Source organism: Eubacterium sp. BL-380-WT-2B, from assembly GCF_009696115.1.
GTDB classification, from domain to species: domain Bacteria; phylum Bacillota; class Clostridia; order Eubacteriales; family Eubacteriaceae; genus Eubacterium; species Eubacterium callanderi.
On the sequence record NZ_VUMP01000001.1, the window covers coordinates 172,563 to 199,322 of the forward strand.

At 49.0% G+C, this 26,760-nt stretch carries 19 protein-coding genes; 16 read left to right on the top strand and 3 right to left on the bottom strand.

The annotated features are described in order from the left end of the window. Positions 1-8: 8 nt before the first annotated feature. The 8 genes from FYJ53_RS00900 to FYJ53_RS00935 all read left to right on the top strand — a co-directional run bounded on the left by FYJ53_RS00900 (position 9) and on the right by FYJ53_RS00935 (position 9,168). The gene (locus FYJ53_RS00900) at positions 9-893 is read left to right on the top strand and encodes an amidohydrolase family protein (RefSeq protein WP_013378718.1); all 885 of its coding nucleotides are present in this window, start codon (positions 9-11) and stop codon (positions 891-893) included. 176 nt (positions 894-1,069) lie between these two features. Further along, a complete protein-coding gene (locus FYJ53_RS00905; RefSeq protein ID WP_090414040.1) occupies positions 1,070-1,699 on the top strand; it encodes a M15 family metallopeptidase in 630 nt (209 codons plus the stop codon). A gap of 21 nt (positions 1,700-1,720) precedes the next feature. Then, positions 1,721-3,091: an MATE family efflux transporter gene (locus FYJ53_RS00910; protein WP_013378720.1), complete on the top strand. Its 1,371-nt coding sequence runs from the start codon at positions 1,721-1,723 to the stop codon at positions 3,089-3,091. Between the two features lie 100 nt (positions 3,092-3,191). Next, positions 3,192-5,966 carry a UPF0182 family protein gene (locus FYJ53_RS00915; protein WP_013378721.1) on the top strand — a complete coding sequence of 925 codons (2,775 nt, stop codon included), beginning with the start codon at positions 3,192-3,194 and terminating at the stop codon, positions 5,964-5,966. Positions 5,967-6,113: 147 nt separating this feature from the next. Further along, positions 6,114-6,479, top strand: a complete 366-nt coding sequence (locus tag FYJ53_RS00920; protein WP_148429073.1) for a demethoxyubiquinone hydroxylase family protein — start codon at positions 6,114-6,116, stop codon at positions 6,477-6,479. 10 nt (positions 6,480-6,489) lie between these two features. After that, complete coding sequence (locus FYJ53_RS00925) at positions 6,490-7,299, top strand: family 1 encapsulin nanocompartment shell protein (RefSeq protein ID WP_148429075.1); 810 nt, start codon at positions 6,490-6,492, stop codon at positions 7,297-7,299. Between the two features lie 126 nt (positions 7,300-7,425). Beyond that, the gene (locus tag FYJ53_RS00930; protein ID WP_187367942.1) at positions 7,426-8,811 is read left to right on the top strand and encodes a BrxA family protein; all 1,386 of its coding nucleotides are present in this window, start codon (positions 7,426-7,428) and stop codon (positions 8,809-8,811) included. A 165-nt stretch (positions 8,812-8,976) separates the two neighbouring features. Next, positions 8,977-9,168, top strand: coding sequence for a hypothetical protein (locus FYJ53_RS00935; protein WP_013378726.1), 192 nt, complete (start codon positions 8,977-8,979; stop codon positions 9,166-9,168). Between the two features lie 132 nt (positions 9,169-9,300). Here FYJ53_RS00935 and FYJ53_RS00940 read toward each other — a convergent pair whose 3' ends face one another. Genes FYJ53_RS00940 through FYJ53_RS00950 form a run of 3 tightly spaced genes read right to left on the bottom strand, consistent with a single transcriptional unit; the run spans position 9,301 to position 16,687 of the window. After that, positions 9,301-10,167: a CPBP family intramembrane glutamic endopeptidase gene (locus FYJ53_RS00940; protein ID WP_148429079.1), complete on the bottom strand. Its 867-nt coding sequence runs from the start codon at positions 10,165-10,167 to the stop codon at positions 9,301-9,303. Positions 10,168-10,178: 11 nt separating this feature from the next. After that, positions 10,179-13,574 carry a S8 family serine peptidase gene (locus FYJ53_RS00945; protein WP_154556890.1) on the bottom strand — a complete coding sequence of 1,132 codons (3,396 nt, stop codon included), beginning with the start codon at positions 13,572-13,574 and terminating at the stop codon, positions 10,179-10,181. 41 nt (positions 13,575-13,615) lie between these two features. Continuing rightward, complete coding sequence (locus tag FYJ53_RS00950) at positions 13,616-16,687, bottom strand: hypothetical protein (RefSeq protein ID WP_154556891.1); 3,072 nt, start codon at positions 16,685-16,687, stop codon at positions 13,616-13,618. Between the two features lie 253 nt (positions 16,688-16,940). On the opposite strand from FYJ53_RS00950, the gene FYJ53_RS00955 reads away from it, so the two are divergent. The 8 genes from FYJ53_RS00955 (at position 16,941) to FYJ53_RS00990 (ending at position 26,738) form a co-directional block, all read left to right on the top strand. Then, the gene (locus FYJ53_RS00955) at positions 16,941-17,684 is read left to right on the top strand and encodes an AbrB/MazE/SpoVT family DNA-binding domain-containing protein (RefSeq protein WP_148429085.1); all 744 of its coding nucleotides are present in this window, start codon (positions 16,941-16,943) and stop codon (positions 17,682-17,684) included. A gap of 88 nt (positions 17,685-17,772) precedes the next feature. Beyond that, the gene (locus tag FYJ53_RS00960) at positions 17,773-18,279 is read left to right on the top strand and encodes a DUF2589 domain-containing protein (protein WP_013378732.1); all 507 of its coding nucleotides are present in this window, start codon (positions 17,773-17,775) and stop codon (positions 18,277-18,279) included. 18 nt (positions 18,280-18,297) lie between these two features. Continuing rightward, the gene (locus tag FYJ53_RS00965) at positions 18,298-18,969 is read left to right on the top strand and encodes a DUF2589 domain-containing protein (RefSeq protein ID WP_148429087.1); all 672 of its coding nucleotides are present in this window, start codon (positions 18,298-18,300) and stop codon (positions 18,967-18,969) included. A gap of 6 nt (positions 18,970-18,975) precedes the next feature. Continuing rightward, positions 18,976-19,236 (top strand): hypothetical protein, encoded by a 261-nt coding sequence (locus FYJ53_RS00970; protein ID WP_090414021.1) that lies wholly within the window; start codon positions 18,976-18,978, stop codon positions 19,234-19,236. A 91-nt stretch (positions 19,237-19,327) separates the two neighbouring features. Beyond that, positions 19,328-19,579 (top strand): hypothetical protein, encoded by a 252-nt coding sequence (locus FYJ53_RS00975; protein ID WP_090414019.1) that lies wholly within the window; start codon positions 19,328-19,330, stop codon positions 19,577-19,579. Between the two features lie 933 nt (positions 19,580-20,512). Beyond that, positions 20,513-21,583: a site-specific integrase gene (locus FYJ53_RS00980; protein WP_227929901.1), complete on the top strand. Its 1,071-nt coding sequence runs from the start codon at positions 20,513-20,515 to the stop codon at positions 21,581-21,583. A gap of 85 nt (positions 21,584-21,668) precedes the next feature. Continuing rightward, on the top strand, positions 21,669-22,271 hold the full coding sequence (locus FYJ53_RS00985; protein ID WP_148429091.1) for an HD-GYP domain-containing protein: 603 nt from the start codon (positions 21,669-21,671) through the stop codon (positions 22,269-22,271). A gap of 303 nt (positions 22,272-22,574) precedes the next feature. Next, positions 22,575-26,738, top strand: coding sequence for a YDG domain-containing protein (locus FYJ53_RS00990; protein WP_195840228.1), 4,164 nt, complete (start codon positions 22,575-22,577; stop codon positions 26,736-26,738). Positions 26,739-26,760 lie beyond the last annotated feature (22 nt).

Below are 26,760 nucleotides of genomic sequence, written 5' to 3' on the forward strand. Positions count from 1 at the left end.
TTCTTTAAATGGTCATTGATTGTCATATCCATTGCGCTTTAAGTGGTTTTGGCAAACTGAAAAAAGGATTGATGTCTGAGGATACACCGGAGCGAGAAGGCTGGTTTTTGTCACTGGCAGCGCGGTACCGCAAGCACAATGTCAAAGCGCTGCGTGACGGCGGTGACGCTTATGGCGCGGGCACTGCTTTTAAGCCAATCGCTGAGGATGCTGGTATTATCTTCAGAACACCGCTGGTGGCCCTGTATAAAACAGGTCACTACGGAGATTTTTTGGGAGAAGCCATTACCGATTTTGAATCCTGCCGTAAAAAAATGGATCAGCTGCTCAAACGTAAGCCTGATTTTATTAAGATTATTCAGTCAGGAATTATGAGCTTTGATCATTTTGGAGAGGCTGGCAGTCTGGAATTCACAGATGAGGAGCTCCGCTATCTGATTGACCGGGCCCATGACGCCGGACTGCGGACGATGGTGCATGTCAATACGCCAAAGGGCATTATGATGGCCATCGAAGCCGGGGCAGACAGCATTGAACATGGATATTGCATTGATGCAGACTGCATCGCAGCTATGAAAGAAAAAGATATTGTCTGGGTACCGACACTGGCGCCTTTTGCCAATATAGCAGGCTGCGATAAAAGCCATCCGCTTTCCCGATACCGGGAGGTTTCACAGCGCTATTTTACCGGGCATAAGCTTCAGGTGAAAAAGGCCCACGAGGCTGGCGTAACCATTGCCCTGGGCAGTGACGCCGGCGCGTCGCTTGTGATACATGGACTGGCGTCCAGAGAAGAACTGAGCTATCTGACAGACTGCGGACTGACAAAGGCCGAGGTGTTTACAAATGGCTGCAGGGTTCTGGAACTGGATGAAGCGCAATTTAAAAAATGATAACAAATTCAGGAGTCCTTCAGGGCTCCTTTTTAGTGCGCGTTGTAAAAAAGAGAAATAAAGTCATCTAAGACAATAGAGGAACCCCCTTTTCAAAATGCTTTAAATCGGGTACAATTAAACGATGTGGGATGTGTGCTTAAAACATTAAACTTCTGAAAAATAAGGAATAAATTATGCATGAACTCGTAACAGTGCGTCCAGACAATTTTGTGGATGTAGCGGATTATATACCAACCATTGAAACAGATGTAAAGTATTATTCTGGGGATAACTTTGTCGGCGAACGGATCGAAGGCTACAATGCTCCTATTATCCTGGTAACCAGGGAGACGGCTGATGCGTTGAAGGCAGCCCAGAGCAAGCTGATGACCAAGGGCTACTGCCTGAGGGTGTATGACGGATACCGGCCTCAGAGAGCTGTAGAACATTTTTTGAGGTGGAAGGACAGGCCGGAAACCGGCGAAACCAAGGCCCGCCATTACCCGGATTTTACCAGGGCAGAGGTTTTTGACGAAGGCTTTATCGCTGCCCGTTCAACCCATACAAGGGGCAGCACAGTGGACTTGACGGTGGTGGATATGCGCAATGGACAGGAACTGGACATGGGGGGCTTCTTCGACTATTTTGAGGAAAGCTCTTACAGTAATTATACGGATCTTACGGCAATTCAGAGCCGTAACCGGATGATGTTGAAATATCTGATGCTGTCCTGCGGTTTTGAGCCGTTTTTTCAGGAATGGTGGCACTTTACTTTGAGTAACGAGCCCTATCCCAACACTTATTTCGATTTTGAAATTCAATAGTAAGAGGTAGAAAATTAAATTATGGACAATGAAAAAAACACGGAACTGGGGACTATGCCGGTAGGCAGGCTGATGTTCAAGCTGGCTCTGCCAGCCATTGTGGCTCAGGTTATCAATGCCCTTTATAACATTGTTGACCGTATGTATATCGGCCATATTGAAGGGGTTGGGCCTATGGCCCTGACCGGGGTGGGCATTACTTTTCCGATCATTATGCTGATTACAGCCTTTGCGGCGATGATTGGAATGGGGGGCGCGCCTCTGGCAGCCATTCATCTTGGAGAAAAGAACCGGGACAGCGCTGAGGGGATTCTGGGAAACGCAGCAACGCTGCTGCTCATTCTGTCAGTGGTGCTTACCGCTTTCTTTCTGATCTTCCAGCGGCCGCTGCTCATGGCCTTTGGCGCCAGTGAAAACACCATTGAGCATGCGCTTCAGTATATGACGATTTATCTGTGCGGGACCATTTTTGTGATGGCGACCTTAGGCTTAAACTCCTTTATCAATACACAGGGCTTTGCGAAAACCGGTATGCTGACTGTACTTATCGGCGCAGTACTGAATATTATCCTGGATCCGGTTTTTATTTTTGTGTTTGGCATGGGCGTCCGGGGCGCCGCACTGGCAACCATTCTTTCACAGGCTGTTTCGGCTATCTGGGTCTGTCGGTTTTTGATGGGCAAAAAAACCACCATCAAAATTAAGCCTTCCAGAATGCGTCTTAAAAAAGAGTATGTGGTGGGGATTATTTCCCTTGGCATATCGCCTTTTATCATGCAGTCCACCGAGAGCCTGCTTAACATTACCCTGAATGCCTCGCTTCAGTTTTACGGCGGAGACCTGGCTGTGGGCGCTATGACCATAATCGGCAGTATTTCGCAACTGGGACTCATGCCGCTCATGGGACTGACCCAGGGTGGGCAGCCCATTATTTCCTATAATTATGGAGCCAGAAACTACGATCGTGTGCGCAAGGCCTACCATTTGATGATTGCGGCCAGCTTTACGCTGTCCATGGTAATCTGGGCCATTGTGGAATTTTTTCCAGAGGTGGTCATCGCCATCTTTACAACCGACCCGCAGCTCTCCAGCCTGACGGTCTGGGCGATCCGTATTTTTATGATGTGCCTTGGTATTATGGGATTGCAGACCGGATGCCAGCAAACCTTCCTGTCGTTGGGACAGGCTAAGGTTTCGGTCTTTCTGGCCATGCTGCGAAAACTGATTCTACTGATTCCACTGATTTTGATTATCCCCCGGGTGACAGGCCTTGGAATGACCGGGGTTTTTCTGGCACAGCCCATTGCGGATTTTATCGCGGTAGTATCGACAGTGGCTGTGTTTGCTGTAAAGATAAGGAAGATTATCCCGAGACCAGCCAAAACAGCTTAAATCCATTAAGCATAGCATAAAGATTTCGTTAAGATGGCCGTGGATGTACGCAATCTGTGGTATAATATCCTACAACTTCTATATTTAAAGGAAAAGGAAAATGAAAAAAGGAAAAAAAGCCTTCTGGACAGTCGTGGTGGCCGTGGTGGTCGTTCTCGCGATTCTTTTGTCCCTCAACCATTTTTACGTAGACTATCTCTGGTTTAGTGAAATGGGTTATCTCAACGTTTTTTTTAAGGAGCTGGTCACGAAGGTGCAGATCGGTACACCGGTATTTGTGGTGCTGCTGGTCCTGCTCTTCTTCTACCTGAAATTCTTAAAAAAGATTTCGGAACGTTATCTGGGTATTACCCAGGCAGTGCGAACAAAACGGGAAAAAACCATCGGTGCAGTGCTGTCAGTGGTGGCAGCTGCTGTGATTACCGGTTTTATTGCCAACAGCCTCTGGTCTGAAATCCTTCAGTTTACCAATGCCACGGATTTTGGCACGACAGATCCGCTGTTTGGAAAGGATCTGTCCTTTTATTTCTTTACGCTGCCGTTATTGAAGGGCGCTTACGGTGTGGTTATGACCTGTTTTTTTGGCATGGTCATTCTGACGCTTTTGTATACTGTTTTTGTTATGTACCGCGAAAAGGACTTTCGGATTCAGACAGCCCAGAGCATGGACGATTTTAAAAGCGGCGCCAAGGATATTTTTACCACCTTCCTGACCCTGGCCTCCAAGCAGATTGGCGTATTCCTGGGAATATTTTTTCTGCTTCTGGCTTTCAGCAGCTTTATCGGCCGTTATGAAATGCTCTATGGTGGAACGGGAATGGTCTATGGTGCAGGCGCTTCGGACATCACCATTGGCATGAAGGTGCTTTATGTGAAGATCGCCCTGTGTCTGGTTCTGGCCGTTACCTCTGTGCTTGCGGGCTTCCGCAAAAATTACAAGATGATGGCAGCCGGTCCGGTACTCCTGATTGCCGTGGCCCTACTGGGCGGCGTGGGACAGGCAGCTTACGAATACCTGTCGGTGGTGCCAAACCAGTATACCAAGGAAGCACCTTACATTGAAAAGAATATCGCCAGCACGCAAAAGGCCTATGGCCTGGACAAAGTGACCATCAAGGATTTTTCACCGACCCAGGACATTACAGCCCGGGATATTCAGGAAAATGAAGCGACCATCAGCAATATCCCCATCAATGACCAGAAACCAACCAAGGACATGTACAATTCGCTGCAGGGGATCCGAAACTATTATAAGTTCTACGATGTGGATGTGGACCGTTATTTTGTTGACGGCAAATATACCCAGGTATTTTTGGGAACGCGTGAAATGGAAAATTCGGCTCTGCCGGATGATGCTAAGACCTGGGTGAATCAGCATTTGAAATATACCCACGGCTTCGGTGTTGCCATGTCGCCAGTGAATAAAACCAATTCTGTGGGGCAGCCAGAGCTTATCGTCAAGGATATTCCGCCAGTGACGGATACCCAGAGCCTTGAAATCGAACAGCCAAGGGTTTATTTTGGCGAAGGGGATTACAAATATGTGGTCACCAACGCGGCCAATCCAGAATTTGACTATCCGGAAGGGGACAACAATAAGGAAAACTATTACGAAGGCACCGGCGGTATTAAGCTGTCGCTGCTCAACCGGATTTCCTTTGCCCTGTATTACGGATCGCCTGAGATGCTGCTGACCAGTGAGATTACCTCAGACAGCAAAATTCTCATCAATCGGAATGTGATGGACCGTGTATCCAAGCTTGCGCCCTTCTTAGAGTATGACAACAAGCCCTACATGGCGCTGGCGGACGGCAAGCAGTACTGGATTGTGGATGGCTTTACAACCAGCAGCAAGTACCCATACGCCCAGCCCTATGATAAAACCACTGGCAAGAATTACATTAAAAACCCGGTGAAGGTAGTGGTGGACGCCTACAATGGTGACGTCACCTTCTATAAGGTAGACGATGAGCCTGTGCTTGAAACCTACAGCAAGATTTTCCCGGGGCTGGTCAAAGATATTTCTGAGATGCCCAAGGGCCTGAAGGAGCACATCCGTTACTCCAAAACCCTGTTCGACATTCAGTCCGATATTTATAAAACCTACCACATGAGTAATCCTCAAGTGTTCTATAACCGCGAGGACCAGTGGGAAACCGCCAACCAGTTCTTTGGCGCATCCAAGGAGGAGGTGCCCATTGACTCGTCCTATACGATTATGAAGCTGCCGGACCGGCAGACTGAGTTTATGCTGACAACAACCTTTACCCCCAGGAACAAGGACAACATGATTGCCTGGCTGGCCGGGGTATCGGACGGGGACGATTATGGACAGCTGCTGCTGTACCAGTTCCCGAAACAGCAGTTGGTTTACGGCCCCATGCAGATCGAGCAGCGGATCGACCAGAATACCACCATATCCCCGCAGCTGACACTGCTGAGCCAGCAGGGCTCCACAGTGCTGCGCGGTAACCTGATGACCATTCCCATCGAGGATGCCATCATCTATGTTGAACCGATTTATATACAGGCCAGCGCAGGAGAGAACAACCTGCCAGAGGTCAAAAAGGTGATCGTGAGCTATCAGAATGAGATTGTCATGGCAGACTCGCTGAACCAGGCCCTCGGTCAGATTTTCAATTACGATGCAGGTGAAGCGCCCGCAGGGGCCAATACCGCCGTTTCCACGGCGACGCCGAACAGCAGCTCTGCCACAAGCGCAGCGGATCTCTCCATCCGGGCAAACCAGCTGTTCCAGGAAGCCCAGAACGCCCAGAAATCAGGCGACTGGGCAGGCTATGGCAGCAAGCTCAATGAGCTTCAGGACGTATTGAACCAGCTGCAGCAGGCAACAGGTGCCTCACAGCCGCAATAGAAAGTACATGGACCCCTTCCAAGCGGAAGGGGTCTTTTGTTTGTCTTAAAATTAACATTAAGTTAGCTAAATTTAACTGTCTTTTTGCTGCACAGTATGTTATAATGATTCTAAAGTATAAAAAATTTAGAAGGGAGTTGAATTTTTATGCCATCTTTTGGAGATCCATTTGCAGCAAATGTGGAACGAAAAATGACTAAGAAGGAACTGGCTCAAGCCATCCGCCTTGATTTAGCAGGTGAGCTTGAAGCGATTTATTTATACGATGCCCATGCGCAGGCGACAGACGATCCTGTCGCTAAAAAGGTGTTAGAGGACATCCGTGATGAAGAAAAGGCCCATATGGGTGAACTGACAACGCTGCTGCGTTATCTGGACCCTGTGGAGGCAGAGCTGTTTGAGGAAGGCGCCGGGGAAGTCCACGAAATGCTGGAAGAGCTCGGTATTGAATCGGGCAGCAGTGAAGCCCAGACAGCAGGAGGCCCGACTGTCGGCAGCCTGATTGAGGATTAGGAGGGACCGTATGGATTATTTATCAAGAGAAGCTGCGCCTTTTGGCGATGCCCTTTGGGAACAGATTGATACAACCATTGTCGAAACACTTAAGAAGTATCTGGTCGGCCGCCGCTTTCTGCCGCTTTACGGCCCCCTTGGCCCAGGCGCCCAGTCAGTTGCAGTTGACAGCAGCGACAAGGATGAAAGCTTTGAGGACGGTGTGGTGCAGACCACAGGACGAAAATTTGTGGAGCTGGTACAGCTGTACGAAGATTTTCCGTTATTCTGGAGAGACCTGGAAGCCAGCGAGAGAACCGGCGTGCCAGTGGATCTTTCCGCAGCGGCCCGCGCGGCACAGGCCAGCGCAAAGGCTGAGGATCAGCTGATTTTCTTTGGAAATAAAGCGCTGGGCGTAGACGGCCTGCTGACCGTACCCGGCAGCAATACCATTAAGATGGACGACTGGGCAGAAGGGCAGAATGCCTTTGCCAATATCGCCGCCGGCGCGTCCATGCTGGTCGAAAAGGATATGCTTGGCCGTCTCGCCCTGGTCATGGGGCCAGATCTTTATTTTAAGCTTCAGCGGATTCAGCCGGGAACCGGCGTTATGGAAATTGACCGTATTAAAAGCCTGCTGGACGGACGGGTTTACCGTTCAAACGCGCTGGCAGGAAAAGCCGTTCTGGTCTGCGCCGAAGCCCAGTACATGGATCTGACAATCGGCCAGGATCTGGCCGCGGCCTACTTAGAGCTGGTTAACCTGAACCATTATTTCAGAATACTTGAAACCGCGGCGCTTCGCGTTAAGAACAGTGAAGCTATCGTCGTATTTGAATAAAAGTCATTTTATAAGCGCCTTTCTCCCCAGCTTCTGGAGCGAAAAGCGCTTTATTTTATTAAACCGTTGCCTTTTAACAGAAAGCATAATATAATGAAAGTACCACATAATTAAATGGAGAGTAATATGATAAGGTTTGAGTTGAGTAAGAAAGCATCGGATAAAATCAGGAAGACTGCTGCCCATATTCTGGAGGTACAGGAGGAGCGCTGCCCCGTCGTTAAAACACAGATGAAGCTTGCCATGAGCGATCCGCAGTTTGCCGGACTGGTTGCCCGGTGCAGGGATACCCAGTGCGCATTTGCAGAACGGGATGCGGCATGGGAAGAGCTGATGGAGCTGCTGCCCTCCAAAAGGCTGGATTTTGACAGTATGCGTCAGGATGCCCTATCCTATTACGGTGATGACTCCGACGAGGTTGAGCACGGCATGGTATTTGAGGTAGTGCGGGAAACCTACGACCTGATGACCCGCTGCCTGTACGACGGTGTGGACTTTGACACAGAATCTTATAATATTACGGATATCGGACCTTTAGGCCGCTGTCTTTCCGATGGGTTTCATCACTTTTACTGCAATGTGGTCTTTGGCGAAATAGAGGCTGGCTTGAGCTGGGGGAGGATGCTAGATGAGCCTCTGAGTCTTGATAAGATAAACTATGTCTACCTGTATGACCAGTTTGAGCGTTTTGAGTTTGGCTGGTGGCAGATTTATGGGGATAAAAAGAAGCTGTACTTTGATATATACAACGAAGGCACCCGGAACTCAAAACAGAAAATGCGCAAATGCGCAGTTGAACAGAAGATGCCCAAAAAGCCCCAGCCCTTTTACGGCGAGTATGTGAGACGCTGCGCAGAGCTGATGCTTGAAAACCCATCCCTCAAGCAAAAGGCCTTTAAAGAAATGGCAGTGGCGCAGGATGCCTTTAAAACCGGTGATGAAAGCCTGAACGGCGAGATCGCCGTAACCCTTTATAAACGTTTGAACACCCTTCACGAGCCCATCCTGGCCATGATACCTGAGTTAAATGCTACAGATACGATCCTGATCAACACCGTTGCCCGGATGCGCGCCGACTACCTTTTTTACCTCTTAATGCATCTGGTTTACCTGAAGTCCGCTGGTATGAGCCTTTTGGATGAAGCCAGCCAGCTCATGATTGAGCAAAATTCTCAGGAGCCTGTTCCGCCGACGGCCTTTGAGACACTGGCGGTGGGCTATCTGAGCGGTGCCCAGGGAGAAATGCCGGAACAAAATGCCCGGGCGCTGGATGAAATGATGGACTTTATTGAGGAGGCCGGGCTTTTGAGCATGAATAAATACGGCCAGCTGCAGCCCACCCCCATGGAGATGACCCCGAGACTGCTTCAGGCCCTGCTGAAGCATGGCTATGGCGCATATGTTATGGCGCTCATGGGGCGTTATAAATATGAAATCATGTATGGTACCATGGATTTAATGGAGACGCTCAATGCTTTCTTTGCTGAGCTTGACGAGCCAATGCTTTATTAATGTGAGACCCTTTCGCGAAAGAGTAAGAGAAAGAATAAGAGACACACTGTTGTGTTAAAGCGATTGTTTTAGAATAAGTCGCTGAAAGTTGTTTTAAATCCGCTATTTTGGGTAAAAATTTAGTAGTGTGTAGTATTGTAATGTTGGAAAGGAGTGTTACCCAAAATGATGATTGAAAAAGAAGTAAAGCAATGCCAATGTAAAGAGCCTTCAGGTGTTCATCCGGAAACAGACCAGCTGGGATTTTGGATGGCGTGTAATGATTGTGGGGGGAAGATCGACGCTACCTATGAATATTTTGAGGGTTTTGGCGAAATGAAGCAGCGGCGAGACGCTTACAGCCTGGAACACGAATAAGAACAGATGATTAAAAATAAGATAACTTCAGAATAAATATTATAAGAAATGTTTATTCTGAAGTTTTTTATTTTGCCTTGAAAAATGATGCGGTATTGGTTGTTTATTCCCGAAACAGTTACGGCTTTTTAATTATAGAGCTTCCGTCTCTGGGGCCACCTCATGATGCCAGGAATCCTCGCGCCAGAGCGCTTTGATTTCCTCATGCTTGGCAGGGCGCACCAGATAAAGGCCGATGGCGGTAAAGACGATAAAAACAGCAATGCCAACTAACATCTGCTCTGGAGGAACAGCAAGGCTGGCAATGCCGGCAACCGGATCCTCAGTCACAAAAATCTTTGCTGAGATATCAATAAGAGCGTGAACGACAACCGGGCCCCAGAGATTGCGGGTACGCAGGTAAACCGCGCCGAAAAAGATACCCAGACCTGTGGCATAGCCCACCTGAATCAGTGTCGGCCCAACGGTGGAAAACAGATTTACGAGGTGTATGAGGCCAAAGGCAATGCTGGAAGCCAGAAGAGACATCATAATTGGGTTTTTGGCATTGCGCCACTGGTACATCATATTGGAGAGAACCACACCGCGGCAGGTAACCTCCTCATAAAGTCCCGGGGCAATGCCGCCCGTAACGGCTAATAGCAGGCCATAGGAGGATTCCAGAGGCGTGCCCAAAAACAGGTTGGGAATAATATTCAAGAGAAGGACCAAAAATCCCCAGGAAGCAAAAACCATACTCGGCTTCAGGTTCTTTTTCCAGAAGCCGAATTTAAACTGATTGTCATAGCTGTGTTTCATGATCAGGATGACAAGTAAGGCCAGAAAAATTTCCGGCAGATCATTGCTCATCAGGGTATTCTGCGCCGCTTTAGTATCAAAACCATTGAGGGACAGCACGACGATCTGGCCGATGATCCCGCCGCCCAGAAGCCCAATGACAGGCAGCAGAAAAGCCGCCAGAATAGGATGCTTTAAAAAACGATGCTTTTTTTCTTTCATAAAATGCTCCTTTAATCGAGTTTTCTTTTTTTGCGGGCCCAAACCATAATGCCTGCGGCGCAGAGCAGAAGCAGTACAGCGGCGCCGGCCAGAGGCAGCGTGTCTGTTATGCCGGTGCCCACATTGGCGGCCTGGCCGTTATTGTTATCGGGATTCACCGGATTATCTGGGTTTACCGGTTCTTCGGTCTGTACCGCCGTTGATTTAAAGATAAAGTTGCTGTCTGAGGTGTAAGTGCGGGCCAGCACATAAAACTGCCCCTTATAGGCAGCAGCCGACGGATTGGCCAGCGCGGCGTTGTCCACCCGTTTTTTATAAGGCGTCAGACCACCCGAGGTGCCGAGGGTATAGGTATCGGTACTGGCATCGGTGGTTTCAGGGCCCACCAGCATAAAGCCGTCCTTGACCGCCGCACTGGCAAAGCCTGACAGATTACCGGTTTTAATGCCTGTCATGTCCAGCTTGGATGGAACATAAACACCGTTATCCAGGGTAAGACGTTCCACACCTGGCAGAGTACCGTTCTGGTTGCCCGATTCCAGGCCGCCGGTTACAATGAGCTGCCCATGTCCGGCGCTGACCAGAGGCCCAGAGACTGTCCGCAGCGTATTGCCCATTGGGGTGAGCGTGTGGTTTTCAAGACTGACGGAATAGACAGTGTTGTTGAATGTGTTATTGAAAATGCCAGACACAGCCAGCAGCTGTCCGTCATTGTTGACAAGGGCAGCCGAGTTTGGGAAGGTTTTGTCATTCCAGCCCGGCGTCTGTGTCCAGGTGCTGCCGTCATAGGTCAGAATCATGCCAATGGAGACCGGCTCCGCGGCAGCCGGATCCTCAACCCCGGTGTTGTAGCTGTAAATCAGGAGCTTATCCTGCCAGACAACCGCTGTGGCATTGAACATGACCGTGTTTTCAGGCAGCGCCATTTGATCCCAGGCTTTCGTGTTGACGTTGAAACGCCAGAGCTTTTCAGCAAACTCAGGGAAGGTATAATAATGGGGGATGCAGTAGAGATAATCACCGTAGCCCACCATCTGGTAAGCGTCAATATCATAGAAGGCAGGATCTTCCGGCAGAGGCAGCGTGTTTTCAAAATAATCCACATTTTTGACTTTGCCGAAGTCGTAGGACTGGTGTCCCTCACCTTTTTCAGAAGAAGTGACCGATACCCGGGCCATGCCGCTCACATCCGCAGGTCGTGAAACCACCAGCCGCTGGCCGCCGTCTTCAAAAGCCACTGAAGACTGAATGCCAGCCGCTTTGCCGCCAATGGTGACCGTTGGGTTTTTCCCAAAGAAGTAGCCGTCAATGGTCACAGTATCCTCTGCAATATTCGCAGCGTTGACAACCGGATACGGATTATCCGTAACGGATTGATCAAGATTGATGAAGCCGTCAGACACACATTTGTCCTTAAATTCATCGTATTTTGTGACACTGCCGATGGTGCGGGCAGTGCGCATCGCGGCTGAATCATCCGGGTAACGTCCAGCCAGTACCGCCACCGCGCCGGTGATCATGGGCGTTGCCATGGAGGTACCATCCGAATAATTATAGGGGAGCGTGGTACTGCCAATCCCCAGATTGTCGATGTAGACAGGGCCGTATTCATAGACATATTCGCCGTGGCCGTTGGGGAAGACCATATCAAGCCCCTTTAAGGTCAGGCAGAGCTGGAAATTCGCGTAGTCTGTATTTTTTGGCAAAATCTGAGCGGCGCCAGTGTTAAAACTGTTAAAGCCGCCGTCCCGTCCCCTTGCCAGAGACGTACCATCGCCAAGGAGCGCAAAGCTGCCGTCTGTCAGCCTGACCATCACTTCGGCCTGGCCGCAGCTGTGGCCGCCCTCACCTGCGACGTTCAGAGAAAAGCGATACGCCTCAGAAGAATCGAAGCCAGAAGCCTGGGTCAGGTCGACCGGCTCCGAGTAAACAGCGTTCCCCTCCGCGGTGCCCTGGAGCTTTAAGCTGTTCTTACCGTTATACACCTTTTTACCAGAGATTTCGCCACACAGCGCACCCTTTGAGGGATCAGCGTTGGTATAAAATTTAAGGGAATCCGAGCCCTCAAAGCCCTCGTAAAAGAGATTGTTGTCTGAAAATTCCGGATAGTAAAGAGCTTTGTCTGTTAGCCAGGTAGAAAGGATCCGGGAGCCAGGCGCCACGATATCCGTGGTGCGCTCACCATAGCAGCTGTAAGCGGCCATGAGGCCATAGGCGTTGGCGGCGTCCACCACAACGGCGTAAGGGTTATTTATAAAAGTGGAGGACAGAATCCCGGTTCGGTCATTGTCCGTTGCCGAGTTGGCAGACCCGTATACAGAGAGCATCCCCATCTTGCCAAGCTTTTCCACAGCCAGATCCAGAGATTTTGGAGAGCCAGAGCTGGTAAAGGAACAGTTGACCGCCTTCAGGTTAACGCCAAGATCAATGGCAGACGCCATGTAATCATAGCACGCAAGCACAGTGGAAACAAAGCCTCCGAAGCGCAGGGCCATGATTTTGGCGTTCTGAGAAGTACCGGAAACACCGCCGTTTCCCCATTCTGCGCCGATGATGCCCGCGCAGTGTGTGCCGTGGCCGTCGGGGTCAGAGGTATCCGCCGGATCAGCACTGGCGTAGCTGATGCCGTGCTCACCCCCAGGCAGGTTCAGAGTGCCCCGGCGCCACATTTTGTTTTTTAAATCGGGATTATCGTGGTCTACACCCGTGTCCAGCACCGCGACGACAACATCGTCACCGTCGGTGGTGCCAGAAGCCTGATTCCAGCCGTCATAGTGCATGTCAAAGCCCGGTAAAGAGCTGAAATAGTCGCCCGTGTTATCATAAGCCCACTGGTAATCTGTCATAAAATCGGCTGTGTTGACAGCGCCGGGCACCTTGGCGGCAGGCGCTGCCTGCAAGCCTTTGGCAGCCGGCTCATCTGCGGCGGCCCTGGTTTCTCCATTAGCGGCAGCTTCCGGCACCACAGTTTTGTCGGTTTCGACCGCCGACGGTTCCGGTGCCAGAGCCTCCGCTGCGCCGGATTCATCCGTCATAGGCGAGATGGCGTAATTTGGCTCAGCGAAGGCCACCTGAGGATAGGTGTTAAGCTCCGCGATGAGCTCCTCAGTGCTACGGCTCTCGTCCCGCACCAATGCCAGCACCTGACCGCTGGTGTCTGCCGACGTGCTGCGTGCCCTGGTGGCTGGAAAATCTGAGAGATCCATAAGCACCTCGGCGCCAGCAAGCAGGCCTGGTACCGCGCTGCGCGTGAGCGGCGAAGCCTTCTCCATACAGACAATGGCCTCACCTGCCGCGCAGTCCTCATAGGACACTGGCGTTTCTTCCTCCTGGGCCAATACACCCGCCGGAACCAGTGATAAAACCATGAGCAGGCTGAGTAAAATACATAGAATACGTTTTTTCACAATATTCTCCTTTCGTTTTACTTATTTATATAATGAATTTGTTATTTCTGTCCGCTGTTTTTTCGGTAAACGGCCAGACCGCAGAGCGCCGCACCCAGGAGGGCAAGGCACATGTACAGGGAAGCCTGTGTCCCCAGAATACCAGTGGAGAGGTTTCCGCTGGTGCCAGCGCTATCCGCCGGAGCGTCTGCGCTGCCGCCCGGAGTGTCCGGGGTGTCCGGCGTCACAGGCACATCCGGCGTATCAGCAAAGACCGTATCCGTCTGGTAATAAAGACACTTGCCCGTATCCAGATCACGGCCAGTGATGAGGTAGCGGTCCCCAGTCCATAAGCCCGGTGAGGCGTTCTGGCCGCTGAGGGCCTTTGTCTGGCCATCGCTGCCAATGAACAGATAGTCCCGGCATTCCGTGTCATTGTTGTTTTCTATAAAGGGCAGAGCTGGCGCCAGGAAGCTGCTTTCCACCGCGATGCCCGAGACGCCGCCCTTTACAGAAAGGACATTTTTGGTGGCATTAACCGCAGCCCGGACGCGCCCAACCACCTTGGATTTTTCCGTCAGGCGGCCATTCGCGTCGAAGGCAGTAACCAGGACGTTTTTATATTGGCTGCTGAAGCTGGCGGCATGGGCGTCCATCATGCCATAGTCTGTCTCGATCCGGGCGATGCCGCCGTTCTGCGCCGCCACACCGATGATGGCATTGGTGGTGGTGCACTCCGTCCGCCATTTTGGGGTGTCACTGTCCATGCTGTAAAGGCTCAGATAATTCTTATATTCCCACAGACTAGTGGAAATCCGCTCCTGCACCGCGTAGCGGGCCGTGTCCACCGGAAAGAGCTTAAGATCACTGTTCAGCCCCTCGCCATAGATAAAGCTGGTGGCTACCGGGTTTTTAAAGTCGATGGTCTCAAGCTGGATGCCGGGCAGCTCCTCGCCATTGCCATAGAAGGACCGCCAGGCCTTCACACTGCCGCCGCCCGAAAAGAGCTTAGGGCTGCCGCTCAGGGTATAAGGGCCGGCCAGCACCCTGCCCTCTAAATCCACCGAGAAAAGCGAGGTGGTGTCATTTGTCTTGTTATAAAGCGCCAGAGCCAGCGTGTTGTCGGAGAGGGCAAAGCCCTGAACATCGGAGTAAGACTCAATGTCGGGGATGCCCTCCACATTCAGCAGGCTGGTCTGAAGGTCTGTGTCGGCAAGTAAAAGCTGAACCTGGTCAAAATAACTGAAATAAGTTTCGCCGGAAGACTTATACCAGCCCATAAACCGGAACATACGCCCGTCTGAGAGCGCCGCGAATTCAGTCTCTTTGCCCCCAAAGAAGGAAGGCTGCTCCAGAACGCCAGAGCTCTGTACAGCGAGGATATCCCCGGTTTTTACCGGAAAACGGAGCGCCTCTGAGTAGATGCCCTGCCCCAAATCAAAATATTTCTCGGGAAATACCAGGGTGTAGGCCGTGTTGGCCTTCAGGTTTGCGATATTAGAGCTGTCCGCAAGCCCCAGCGCCAGGGAGGTTCCGTCAATGGCGCAGTGCATGGGGTAAGAAGTGCCGTCTGGCCCCTCCAGTGTAATGGGCGTCCGCGCACCGTCCCCGGTATGATCGCGCACCGGTATGTTGGCCGTAAAGGTAAAGGTGGGCAGATTGGTCTGGTTATCCAGGGCGCTGTCCGGTGTGAGGGTAAGTGTGGGCACCACTGGCGGCGTGTTTTCAAACCGGACGCTTAAGCTGGCATTTTGGGTGTCCAGGTTCTCCAGTACCACGCCCGTGTAGGCCTGGTACTGGCCGCCGAAAAAGCTGCTGTCCGGGGTGGTGTCCGGCGCCAGACGCATGCCCTTTGTATAGAACAGCGGCATATAGGGAGCCGTCTGGCCTTCCGGGCCCACGGCCTCAATGAGCTTCGGCTCTGCGGGCGTTTTGTTCATGTACATAAAGTTTGAGCCATCCGCGTTCAGCGCCGCGTTAATGTGAAAGACCCGAAAGCCGCTGTCCGGTACATCCGGGTAATAAACGCCCTCATTGTTAAGCCCCGGCACGTCATACTGGATCAGAAAATACTCGGAGAACATGCCCGAATCCGTGGGGGAAACCACCGCGATTTTAGAGCCAGCATTGCCCGAGATGGCGCTTAAGGTGAGCGCTGCGCTGCCGTCCGCAGCCGAAACCCGGGTAATGTCCTCTTGCTTAATCCAGCCCAGCAGCCACTTGGAAAAGCCATTGTGGTCGCCCGTATTGTCGCACATCATGTCAAAGGTGCGGATGCCGTTCTCATAGGTCTGGGCAGTGTAGGAATAATAATCCGCCAGGCCCAGCATGTGGCCCGTCTCATGGATCAGGGTTCGCGCGCCATAGGCCGAGTTGTCGTGCAGGGTCACATAATCGGAGAGGGCCACGCCGTCCAGCGCAAAGGGAGCGCCCTCATAGCTCGCTTTATAGCTCCACCAGTGGCTGCCCCAGCCCGTATTCGGCCCGGCAAAGTGAATGTACACCCCGTCCATGAGCCCGTCGGCATTGCCGTCAAACTGGCTAAAATCCATACCCTGCGCATCCAGCGCGGTCATGGCCTCCTTAAACAGGCTGGCCATATTGCGGCTGTAGGTATCCCGGTTGTTTACCGCCTTGTAGCTGGCCACCTGGCCGGAAATATGAAGCTGTCCGTAGGAGGAACGCTCATAGTAGGCCGACAGGCTCTCATAGGGGTAGCCGGGCTGATCCTCACCCGCCGCCCCAAAGGCAATCTGCTTTAGGGCATCCTCGGTATCGTCCTCGCTAAAGCTGTAGTCCGGAAAATCCACCCTTATGAGCAGGATTCTGGCGTTTCCGGTGGTGGCCATGCCGCTTTTCCAGCCCGAGGGAACAGCGCGCAGACTGGCGCTTCCCGATTCCCGGGCCTGCGCCTGGGCAATGAGCCCCGGATCGGTCTGGTTAAGGGACAGGCTTTCATAATAGGCCTGCCTTTCCGCCAGGGTGCCATCGGCCCGGTAGGCCTCCAGGGTCTCGGCGTCTGGCATACAGGGGGAAGGTGAAGCCTCCTGGGCCTGTGCCCCAGGCATAAAAAATAAAAGCAGGGCAAAAAGCAGCAGCGCCGCAAGGCCAACGTGTTTTGCGTAGGTTTTCATAAATAGCTCCTTTGGGTATCGTTGCTCCTATTATAACATGTTTCTGCAAACCATACCCTACCGTTTACATCGAGAAAGAACCGTTTGTCATATTTTATTGAAAAATATCCTTTTAAAAATGGAAAAATAAGAACCTGTTAATTTATTTCTCATATAATCTTCTAAAAATACTATAAAAAATAAATAGTAAAAGCAAGCAGATGTTGTCCCAGATTCGAGATAGCAGAAAAGCTGCTTTGGGAAAGAGGAGAGTATGAGAATTAAAATTCGGAAAAGGGCGCAGGTCACCATACCAGGTGAGATTATGCAGGCTTTGCTATTAAAGGAAGGAGACGAGCTGGAGCTAACCATCAAAAACAGGGTGATCTGCCTGGCTTTGGTGAGAGAGGCAGAGACAAAGCCGCATCAAAAAATTTCTGTTCCCGGAAGAGAAAGCAGGGTCAAATCCAGTATGACGCCCGTCCCATTAGTGTTTCTGTGTTTTGGAGGCTTTTCAATTTATTATCATGGTGTCACAATGGGCGTTGCCAGTAAAAAGGCAAAGGAAATGCTGGCGCTTTTACTGCTGCAAAATGGAAAGCCCCTGTCCAAGAGAGTGATTGCCGAGCTGCTCTGGCCAAATAAAATGCCGCAAAAATCAATGGCGTGCTTTTATAAAGCCAATCAGTATCTCAAAAATATACCCGGGTTTAACGAAGTATCTCCACTGGTAAACAGCGGCGGAGCCCTGTCGCTGGATATGAGCCGGATTTATTCGGATATCAACGAGTTCAGCCAGCTTTTAAGACAGGCGCCCACCATTGAGAACCGCCGGAGAATGCTGCTTCTGTACCAGGGAAGACTCTTTCAGAATGAAACCTTTGAGTGGCTCAGCAGTCAGGAGGCCTATTTTGATATGGAATATCTGGAAGCAGCAGAGTGGCTGATCAGGGAGTATAGAAGCCACAACCGGATACAGGAAGCCCAGAAATACATCAGCCTGATATTAGAAGAATAAATCAGAAAAATATTCCAAAAAATTTCCAATGGGCCGTTATATAATCTATAGTAAAAAAAGATATTAAAGGAGAAAAAGGAGGAGGGTAATGATGAAAAAGCAGGAAAACTTTAATGATTTAATCGCGTCAATCCAGGAGGCCTTTATCCAAGCCAATAAGATCGCGGAGACACAGCACCTGGACATGCTGTCCCATTATTTTGATCAGGACAAAAAACCCATTTGCTTTCAGATGGCATATCCAGAGTATGATGAAAACGGCAAAGTTGTCTACCGAACCCTTTCCGTGCCAAAGCTGTGTGTTGTGCCGCTATCCTCCTTAAAATTAAAGGAAATCTCAGTCGACTTTAAAGTAAAGCTCTATGGAAAAATAGCCCTGAAAAAAAGTGAGCCCCAGCAGCAAACCAATGCCCTGAAAGGCGCTACGTCTGGTCAGAGACCCCCACAGGAAACGGGGTATCTTGGATATATACCGGGATTAGGAAGGAGGGACAGCTCAGATAACTACGCGCAGATAAGCCTGAAATTTGAATCCGAAGATCCCCCGGAAGGACTGATGCGTATTTCTGATCAGTTGACCAAAGTCACATTATAAAACGAAAGGAGTAAAAAAATGCCAGAAGGTTTAGTAAGTATGCAGGATCAGTTCAGTGGTCTGGATATGGCCGCCCTTGTCGGCGGCCCGCTGAAAGCAGCCTGCGACGCTCAGATGATGCTTGCCAATTCCACGGCCAGGTTCATAGAGGATGTCGGTTTAGAGCCACCGGCAGAGGATGGCAGCAGAAAAGTGAGAACCACCTTGTTTTCCTTTACCCGGGCAGCCACCGCGCCAGATGGTGCCAGTATCGGTTCAGAGGAAGTAATGATGAACGTACCCTTCCTGTCCATTATCAAGATACCGAGCTTAATGGTCAATGCTGTGGATATCACCTTTGATATGGAAGTGAAGTCCTCAACCTCATCCGAAAGCACCTCCGATAAAAAAGGAGAGCTGGAGGCCAACGCAGGCCTTAAGATTGGGCCTTTTCACATGGACGTCAAAATTAAAGGGTCCATCGCCTGTCATGAGAGCAACACAAGAAGCAGTGACAACTCCGCCAAATACCACGTCGAGGTGCACGCCCGAGACAGCGCCATGCCAGAAGGCCTGGCAAGAATGCTGGATATCCTGGCAACAGCCAGCGCTCCGGTAGCCATCGAGCAGAAGCAGCCAGAAGGGCCGCAGAATCCGGAAATCCCATCACCGCCAAAGCCGAAAAAACCTGAGCAGCCCATCGAAAGCTAAGCCGAGATGAACGATCAGTTTTCATTGTCCGATGTGGGATATGTTTACCGCGTTATCGTAGGAAACGACATTCCTGAGCAGCAGCCCGATGAGGCCAAAGTACAGAAGCAGCTGGCGCTTTTAAACCGCTGCCTCACAGAAGTGCCGAGAGGGCGGATCATCGGACAGGAAAAAAACTTCTATCTTTTAAATATCGGAGAGCATCAGGTAGTCATGCAGTATATCGTTTACCAGATCGGTTTTGTGAGAAAACCGCACTGGTTATAATTAAGACCACCCGATTTTGGCAAGATGGATCGAGACATGGCCGCCTGTCATGTCCTTAAGCCATACAAAATATAAGAGAAAGGAGAAAAGTATGGAATTTGAAGTAACTTTCACAGTGGATGACGAAATAAATCCAAATGAAGTCACCGGAACAATGTCAAAGGATACAATAACCACAGGATATCCCTATACTACCGTCGCTTACACTTACAAAAATGCCGGTCTTGGACAGTTTGAATTTAAAGACGCCGTTAAAAAAGATTTTACAGAGAAATATGGGCCTAAATATACTATGCAAAATACTTTTTTTAAATGGGAAAGCAAAAGTAAAAAAACGGAATGATTCATAAGACTTTTGGCGATCTCGTTTGATTTTAGCAAAAGAGATCGCCAATTCCTTTTGCATCAGCGGCAGCAGACTAATGCCCGAAAAAGTCGATAAATGGAATTATAATTAACTCTTATTTTATTCTCTTGTAAAAGCATGCAAAAACGCTTGAAGTTTTTTTACGCTCGTGTATAATAGAAACCAACGGGGAGAATATGTGGGTAGATTACAGAGACTCTCACTCAATTTGTCAAACTCTCTGTAATCCTCCCTGTTATTTTAGCAAAAAAGAATGGTAATGGTAAGCAAAGCCAAAATGCTTTGACCTTCTTAACACGCACACACAGCTTTTTTTATTTCTTCTTTGCTAGTGTCTCCGGTCCTGGACCGGAGGCTTTTTTAGTACCATAAAAGTGTAGTTGTTAGAGAGTAATTAACTCTGACATCTGCACTTTTTTTATTTCTCAAAAAAATTTAAATAGCCCGTTAATAATTTTTTATACAAAAACAGACAAAAAATAACAGTTCGTCACGTTTAATGACCGTTCGTCACAAATTGGTGGGATAAACTTCAAAAAATGATAAAAAATTAACTTTAGTTCTATTATAAGGCGAAAAAATGCCGATTGAAGCACGCTTTAGGTTTTATTATAATGGCGATGGAGAGTATTACCAAGAATGAGAGGAAAGGTGGAATTGGCGCGATGAGAGGGCAGTAGAACAGAGACAAGAGAGATGAACGCGGTGAGAGGGATAACGTTATAAGAGTTTAGAAGAAATAGCTTTGAAGGGGAAAACAAAAAAGACGCAAAATTATATATTTTGCGTCTTTTTGGATTCAATAACTCTTGATGAAACTATTATAACGTTATTTGTGAAAAAACACCAGTCTTTTTTTAAAGAAATTTTTAAATTTTAAATTTTTAGGAGTGAATAACAGTGAAAAGAATGATTATTCGGTTAATAACAATTGTCCGAAATGCTGTATTTGGACCAAAAATACTAATGCGTGATTTGTTGGAAAACTGGCTTAAGGAAAAAGAAAAAGAAGGAAGGGTTAAACCAAAAACATTGGAAAACTACCGGAGACAGGTTTTTGTTCATTTAATACCCATGCTGGGTGAGTATGAGGTACAGGAGATCACAACTGAGGTGCTGCAAGATTTCGTGCTCTATTTAGAGGAAGAAAACGGATTGAATCCAACAACGGTTAAGAATATTTTTGGACGGTTAGCGACTGTTTTAAATAAAGCCCATAAAGAGGGCATTATTATAGAAAATCCGTGTACCGATGTGGTGCTCCCAAAGGCAAGCACAAGGACAGGCAAGGCATTAAGCCGGTTAGAGCAGGACAAGCTTGAAAAAGTCTTAAATAACGATGAAGGGAGCAAAACTTTGGCCGTCTATATTGCGTTGCATAGTGGGCTGCGTATTTCTGAAATTACGGCTTTAAAATGGAAAGATATTGATATGGAAAATGAATTTATCTATGTAAGGCACAGTTTTCAGCGGATTAGCCAGCAAATGACAGACGGCACCAATAAAAGCAGTCTGCTTCTTGGAAAACCGAAGTCGGTTAAATCGGTTCGCAGTATTCCAATGAATGATGTGCTGGCAATGAAAATAAAAGAATACTATAAAGGATTAGAAAAATGGCAAAAAAAGGGAGAGCTGTTTGTAATCAGTAAAGAAAATGGCAGTTTTTATGATGTGAGAACCATTCAGCGCTATTTTAATGATGTTTGTGAAAAAGCGAATATCGAACATCATCACTTTCACGACCTCCGGCATACTTTTGCGACCAATGCAAAGGCCTGCGGGATTGATATTCAATTAATCAGTGAGATGCTGGGGCATTCTCAGACAAAAACGACGATGGACATCTATGTTCATCCATCAGACAGTGATAAACAAAATGCGATACAGCTGATGAACCGTTTAAATAAAGGGAAAAATTCGCAACGATTAAGAAAGCAAATTGAAAATATCTTGGAAGAAATATATCCAGAGGTTGTATAAAGACGCAAAATATATAATTTTGCGACAGATTTAGTCGTTAGCGGTAATAAATATACCCTAAAAGTCTGGGAAAGAAAAGCGGAAGATGAAAATACAGCGCGTACTTAAAAATCATTTAAGGAATTGCACGCCGGAAGTCCAGGGGCACTGCTTCCGGGTAGGGGTGCTGACCGAGACTATTTTTCTGGAGATGGGGTACGGCAGCCAGCTGGCAGAAGGACAATTGCAGGATGGCGCCGTGCCCCTGTCCTACCACGATATCGGCAAATCCCTGGTGCCCAAAACCATTCTGGAAAAACCCGGCGCGCTGACAGCGGGAGAACGCGTGATCATGATGCGCCACAGCCAGTTGGGCGCTGGTATGTTTAAAGAGCTCTTCGATGATGGACCCATGCGCCCGGAGGAAAAAGCCTTTTGTAAAATGGGGTACGACCTGTGCCGGCACCACCATGAATGGTATAACGGCAAGGGCAGCCCAGATCAGCTGCGGGGCAGCGAGATCCCCTTTGTGGCCCGGGTATGCGCCGTGGCGGACGCCTGGGACGCCATGACCACCCCCCGTTGTTACCGGGAGGTGATAACGCCGGACGCCGCGCTGGAGGAAATAAAAAGATACGCCGGCACCCAGTTCGACCCCGAGATCGCCGAGGTCTTTTGTGCCTTGGCGCCACACGTTATTCACAGGTGAAATCTGTTGAATATATAGTGAGAAGAAACGGCATGCGCCAAAAGCCGTTTCATGCTCCATCTCACCTTTTACCTTTTTTTGTAATCGCGGAGGGCAAAGAGCCGCTCACACCAGCGCGGCTGCCCTTCGCACAACGTCATTCACAGGGAAACAGAAACCTGATGAATAGAGAAGGGTCTTTAGGTGGCAAGCCTTATTAACTGTTTGGGAGGTGGAAGAGGATTAATCCGTAAAACGGACTGAAATCAGGCTTGACAATCATAAAGACCATTAAAAAATGATTTAAATATGAAAGGAGTAAAAATGGAAAGACAAATAAGTAAAAGAAATTATTTCTTAAAGACATTGACGATTCTGTTTTTAAGTATCATACTTTTGCTTCCAACACTGATGTTGGAGGGGAGCGTTGCAAAAGCCGCACCTGTTGCAGAGGACAGATCTGTTGATTTGAGTAAATGCGAAGGGGATCTGGTTATAACAGAAGACGAAGTAGTTCGGGTGTACCAAACAACCGCAACCACTTCAAATAGTGTTATGATTCCGGCCAAAAATGCAACAGTTATCTTGGATGGTTTAAATATTATCTCTGATAAACGTCTAGGCCAAGTTCAGGTTGGTTATCAGGTAAATACCAAGGTGTTTCTAAAAGGAAAAAATAAACTCCAGCAAACATCAGAAGAGATCGGTACGAGCTTTTTGGTTGCAGCTGAGAGTACATGCGTCATAGAAGACTATGGAGATGGAGATGGAAGTCTGGAAGTATCAAATAGTAGTGACAAAGCTGCGGATGCCCTTATGGGCGGATGGTCTTCGTGGGATGCAAGTATGACGATTAACTCTGGTTCAATTAAAGCAACGTCCAAGGGTGCTGTGGCGGCCATTGGCGCGGGACATAACACGAAAAACTTTGGCGTGATCATCAATGGAGGAACCGTTGAGGCCCATGCGGAAGGTTGGGGCGCGGCAATCGGCATCCCAGGAGATTTATTTGGTGATAAGAATTCGAATGACGTAAATATAACCATAAATGGCGGGGAGGTTATTGCCAGTAACAGGAAGACACGTGAAACAGCAGAGTACAGAAGTGGCGCTGTCATTGGTTCAGGATATTTCAGTGGCTATGAGCAAAAAGTTACATTGAATATTCCTGAGGATTCAACGGCTGAGCTTGATTTGACAAGCAACTACGGTGGCGCGGCAATTGGCACTGGTGGAAGCTGGACTGGTGCACAAGTAGATGCTATTCTTTTAGGCGGCGGTTCTAGCGAAGAAATTATCGCAAACATCGCAGGAGGAAATATAAAAATAAATGCTGATGGACAGGCTGCCGGAATCGGGACTGGTGCAGCGGTAAGTGATCCTCGGAAGGTAGAGGCGAATATTTCAGGCGGAAATGTTAGTATTACTAACAGTGCCGCGCAGGAAACCTCAGTAGGTCCTGGCATTGGTGTAGGCGTTCTTGCTAAAGGTGGAACGGTAAACTGTAATATTTCAGGCGGAAACGTCAACCTGCTTTCTAAAGACAGCGAAGGCATTACGGTTAACGAGCCGGCAATGGGGATCGGGGCAAGGCATAAAAACCATATAATTACAAACAACGTGTCTGACGCATCTGGAAACACCTTCAACTTAAATGTAACAGGTGGCACCATCAACGCTGAAACCCGATCAACCGATACAAGCATTCCAGATATTGGTACCATTGAAAATAATACCTTTAACGTAAAAGTGGACGGCGGCTCCTTAAACGCTGTAAACCAGAGAATGAACGTGACGGCCAAGAACAGCGAAGGCCAGAATGTTTATCCTGCCACGGTTAATCTGGGTGGGATTACAACAGGAAATACGGATATAAGTAGTGCAAGTATCGGCGGTAAAGATTATGGCAAAAATTTAGTTGCCCAGTCTGGAAAGCTCTACTTATGGACAAACCCAGGCGAAAACAAGGCGGTCACAGCCTCCGTTAATGGCGATTCCAAGGCTTATAGCAATTCAGCGGTAACTTTGGCTTACGACAGTGGTTTTACCTTTACAAACCCAGATGTCACCTTAAAGAAAACCATCACGCCCGAAGAGCTGGGAAGCTTTAGCATTAAAAATGTTACGGACAGCAGCGTCACCATTCAAGTGGGTGGAGTAAACAGTGATGATCTGCCTGTTTTACTGCAGGCCTATGAGCACGGCACCACCAAAGCCGTTGGCGAACCGCAGACCTATGAAGCCAGCAAAACAGAGTGTACCTTTAGTGGGCTGACGAAAAACAAGCTTTATGACATTAAGATTAGTGAAAATGACACATACTGGTCAGCGGAAAAAGTGGCGCTAGTGGTAAAACCCTTTGAATACACCCCGGCCTTACCAGACGCCACATTGAAGAACGCCTATGAGGCAAGTGTGGCGATTCCAGACGGAAACTTTACCTACGCTCTGGCAAGCGGCGCTGTATTACCAGAAGGTTTAACCTTGAACAAAAATGGCATGGTTTCGGGCACACCGACACAGGCGGGCGATTTTAAGGTTAACATTACCGCGACCGCAGCCGATGAAGGCATTTCTGCGAACAACAGCCGGACCGCGGCGGTTGCCATCAAGGTAAAACCAGTAGAAGCTGTTTTATCCGTAGTGGATCAGGCAGGCCAGCCTTTAAGCTGTGGCTGTGAGCTGACCAGTACAGCGGCAAAAGGAGGCGCAGCTGTGGGCGATACGGTTTTATTCACATTAACCCCATGCCCGCTGCATGACTTTGTCAAGTTTAACCTGAATGGCAATGAGGTACAGGCCGTGCCCGGATCGAACGGAAAATTTACTTACTCTTATATTGTAAAAGCAGGCGACACCGAAATGAACATGAAAGCTTTTATGAAGAAGAGTGAAAAAAGAATCACAAAGATTGAACGGGTTGGCGAAGAAAAGGCCATTGCTTTTTATGCGAATGACGAAAGAAATGAAAGCCCGGAAGATTTAAAAGCTTACGTTAACAACAATGTAACACTCAAGGCCACCTATAACGATGGCGAAGAAAAAACCGGCAAGGCGACCGAACTGGGCTTAGCATGGGCGACAAACAGCGCATACTCCGTTAAAGGCGGCACCTATGATTACAGCGTTTCCGCTGAGGATACCCGTGTAGCGCAAAAAGTGGTCGTTAACACCGTTACCGCAGAACTGAGCACCTTAAATGATGTGATTCGTTCGGTCAATGAAGCGGGCTATCCGAGCATCGCGTCCCTGGGACTGCCGGAAACCGTTGCTTGTACTTATCAGACAGGTGTCCCTGTAAACAGTGCGGACCGTGAGGTCGCAATCGATTGGACCACAGCAGTACCAGAAAACTTTGGTAAGACAGCAACCGAAACACCGTTTGTGTTTGAAGGAAACGCTGCCGTACCGGCATGGGCAACCATTGAAAGCACGGTTGTTTCAGCCAATGTCAGCATTAGTGATCAGGTGGTATTAGCGCCAGTTGTTACAATTAAAGACAAAATCTATGACGGCACAAAAACAGCCGACTTTGCAGATACCCCAACTTTAAATCCAGACGACCTGACACAAGGGACAGACGTCCACTTATCCGGTATTCCGAAGGCTGAGTTCATTCTCGCCAATGCCGGAAAGAATATTCCGGTTAAAATCAGCGGTTTAAGCTTAGTTGGCGCGGATGCGGACAAATACATCCTGGATTTAAGCCAGGCCACTGGTAATATCACCCCAGCGCCCATCAGCCTTGCGGGAATTACCATGGAAAACAAAACCGTAACCGAGGACGGCAATCCCCAGACCATTGAAATCAAAGGATCATTGCCAGAGGGTGTAAGCGTCAGCTACACCTATCAGAGAGAAGGCGCAAGCGAAGCGGTTGAACTGCCGCCAAGCGTTCCAGGAACATATACCGTAACCGCCATCTTCAAAACCGATGCCAACCATGTGGTTGACCCCGAAACCATGAGCGCCAAGCTTGTGATTGAGGAAAAGAGCACCGGCGTAGTGGTAGAAGAAATCACTACCGGCCTGACCGAAGAACAGGCAGCCGGCATGAACGCCACGGTCCTGAAAAACGGCGAAGCCGTGCAGGCAGGGGATACCGTAGCGGCCGGAGATAAACTGACGTATCAGTTTGCGCCCGCCGCAGTCCGTGAAGCCTATGTGCCTTACGCCTTTACCATGAACGGCGAAACCGTTGAAGTGACAAAATTAGCAGAAGGCAAAGGCTATAGCGCCGAATACACAGTTAAAGAAGGCGATACCGCCCTTAAAGCAGACGCCAAATGCGTTCTGGTAGGCAACTTTGACGGTAATGATAAGATTAACATTCTTGACGCACAGAAGATCGCACTGGCGCTTGCGTCCGGCGATCACATCGAAGCGATGCAAAAAGCTGCCGGAGACGTCAACTTTGACGGAAAGATCAATATTCTTGACGCTCAAAAAATCGCACTCTACCTGGTAGATACAAGCAGCGTTTTCTAGAAAAGCTTTTAAATTTTAGACA

Coding starts and splice junctions, on each gene's coding strand:
- FYJ53_RS00900 (WP_013378718.1), top strand. CDS start 9: ATGGTCATTGATTGTCATATCCATTGCGCTTTAAGTGGTTTTGGCAAA.
- FYJ53_RS00905 (WP_090414040.1), top strand. CDS start 1,070: ATGCATGAACTCGTAACAGTGCGTCCAGACAATTTTGTGGATGTAGCG.
- FYJ53_RS00910 (WP_013378720.1), top strand. CDS start 1,721: ATGGACAATGAAAAAAACACGGAACTGGGGACTATGCCGGTAGGCAGG.
- FYJ53_RS00915 (WP_013378721.1), top strand. CDS start 3,192: ATGAAAAAAGGAAAAAAAGCCTTCTGGACAGTCGTGGTGGCCGTGGTG.
- FYJ53_RS00920 (WP_148429073.1), top strand. CDS start 6,114: ATGCCATCTTTTGGAGATCCATTTGCAGCAAATGTGGAACGAAAAATG.
- FYJ53_RS00925 (WP_148429075.1), top strand. CDS start 6,490: ATGGATTATTTATCAAGAGAAGCTGCGCCTTTTGGCGATGCCCTTTGG.
- FYJ53_RS00930 (WP_187367942.1), top strand. CDS start 7,426: ATGATAAGGTTTGAGTTGAGTAAGAAAGCATCGGATAAAATCAGGAAG.
- FYJ53_RS00935 (WP_013378726.1), top strand. CDS start 8,977: ATGATGATTGAAAAAGAAGTAAAGCAATGCCAATGTAAAGAGCCTTCA.
- FYJ53_RS00940 (WP_148429079.1), bottom strand. CDS start 10,167: ATGAAAGAAAAAAAGCATCGTTTTTTAAAGCATCCTATTCTGGCGGCT.
- FYJ53_RS00950 (WP_154556891.1), bottom strand. CDS start 16,687: ATGAAAACCTACGCAAAACACGTTGGCCTTGCGGCGCTGCTGCTTTTT.
- FYJ53_RS00955 (WP_148429085.1), top strand. CDS start 16,941: ATGAGAATTAAAATTCGGAAAAGGGCGCAGGTCACCATACCAGGTGAG.
- FYJ53_RS00960 (WP_013378732.1), top strand. CDS start 17,773: ATGATGAAAAAGCAGGAAAACTTTAATGATTTAATCGCGTCAATCCAG.
- FYJ53_RS00965 (WP_148429087.1), top strand. CDS start 18,298: ATGCCAGAAGGTTTAGTAAGTATGCAGGATCAGTTCAGTGGTCTGGAT.
- FYJ53_RS00970 (WP_090414021.1), top strand. CDS start 18,976: ATGAACGATCAGTTTTCATTGTCCGATGTGGGATATGTTTACCGCGTT.
- FYJ53_RS00975 (WP_090414019.1), top strand. CDS start 19,328: ATGGAATTTGAAGTAACTTTCACAGTGGATGACGAAATAAATCCAAAT.
- FYJ53_RS00980 (WP_227929901.1), top strand. CDS start 20,513: ATGATTATTCGGTTAATAACAATTGTCCGAAATGCTGTATTTGGACCA.
- FYJ53_RS00985 (WP_148429091.1), top strand. CDS start 21,669: ATGAAAATACAGCGCGTACTTAAAAATCATTTAAGGAATTGCACGCCG.
- FYJ53_RS00990 (WP_195840228.1), top strand. CDS start 22,575: ATGGAAAGACAAATAAGTAAAAGAAATTATTTCTTAAAGACATTGACG.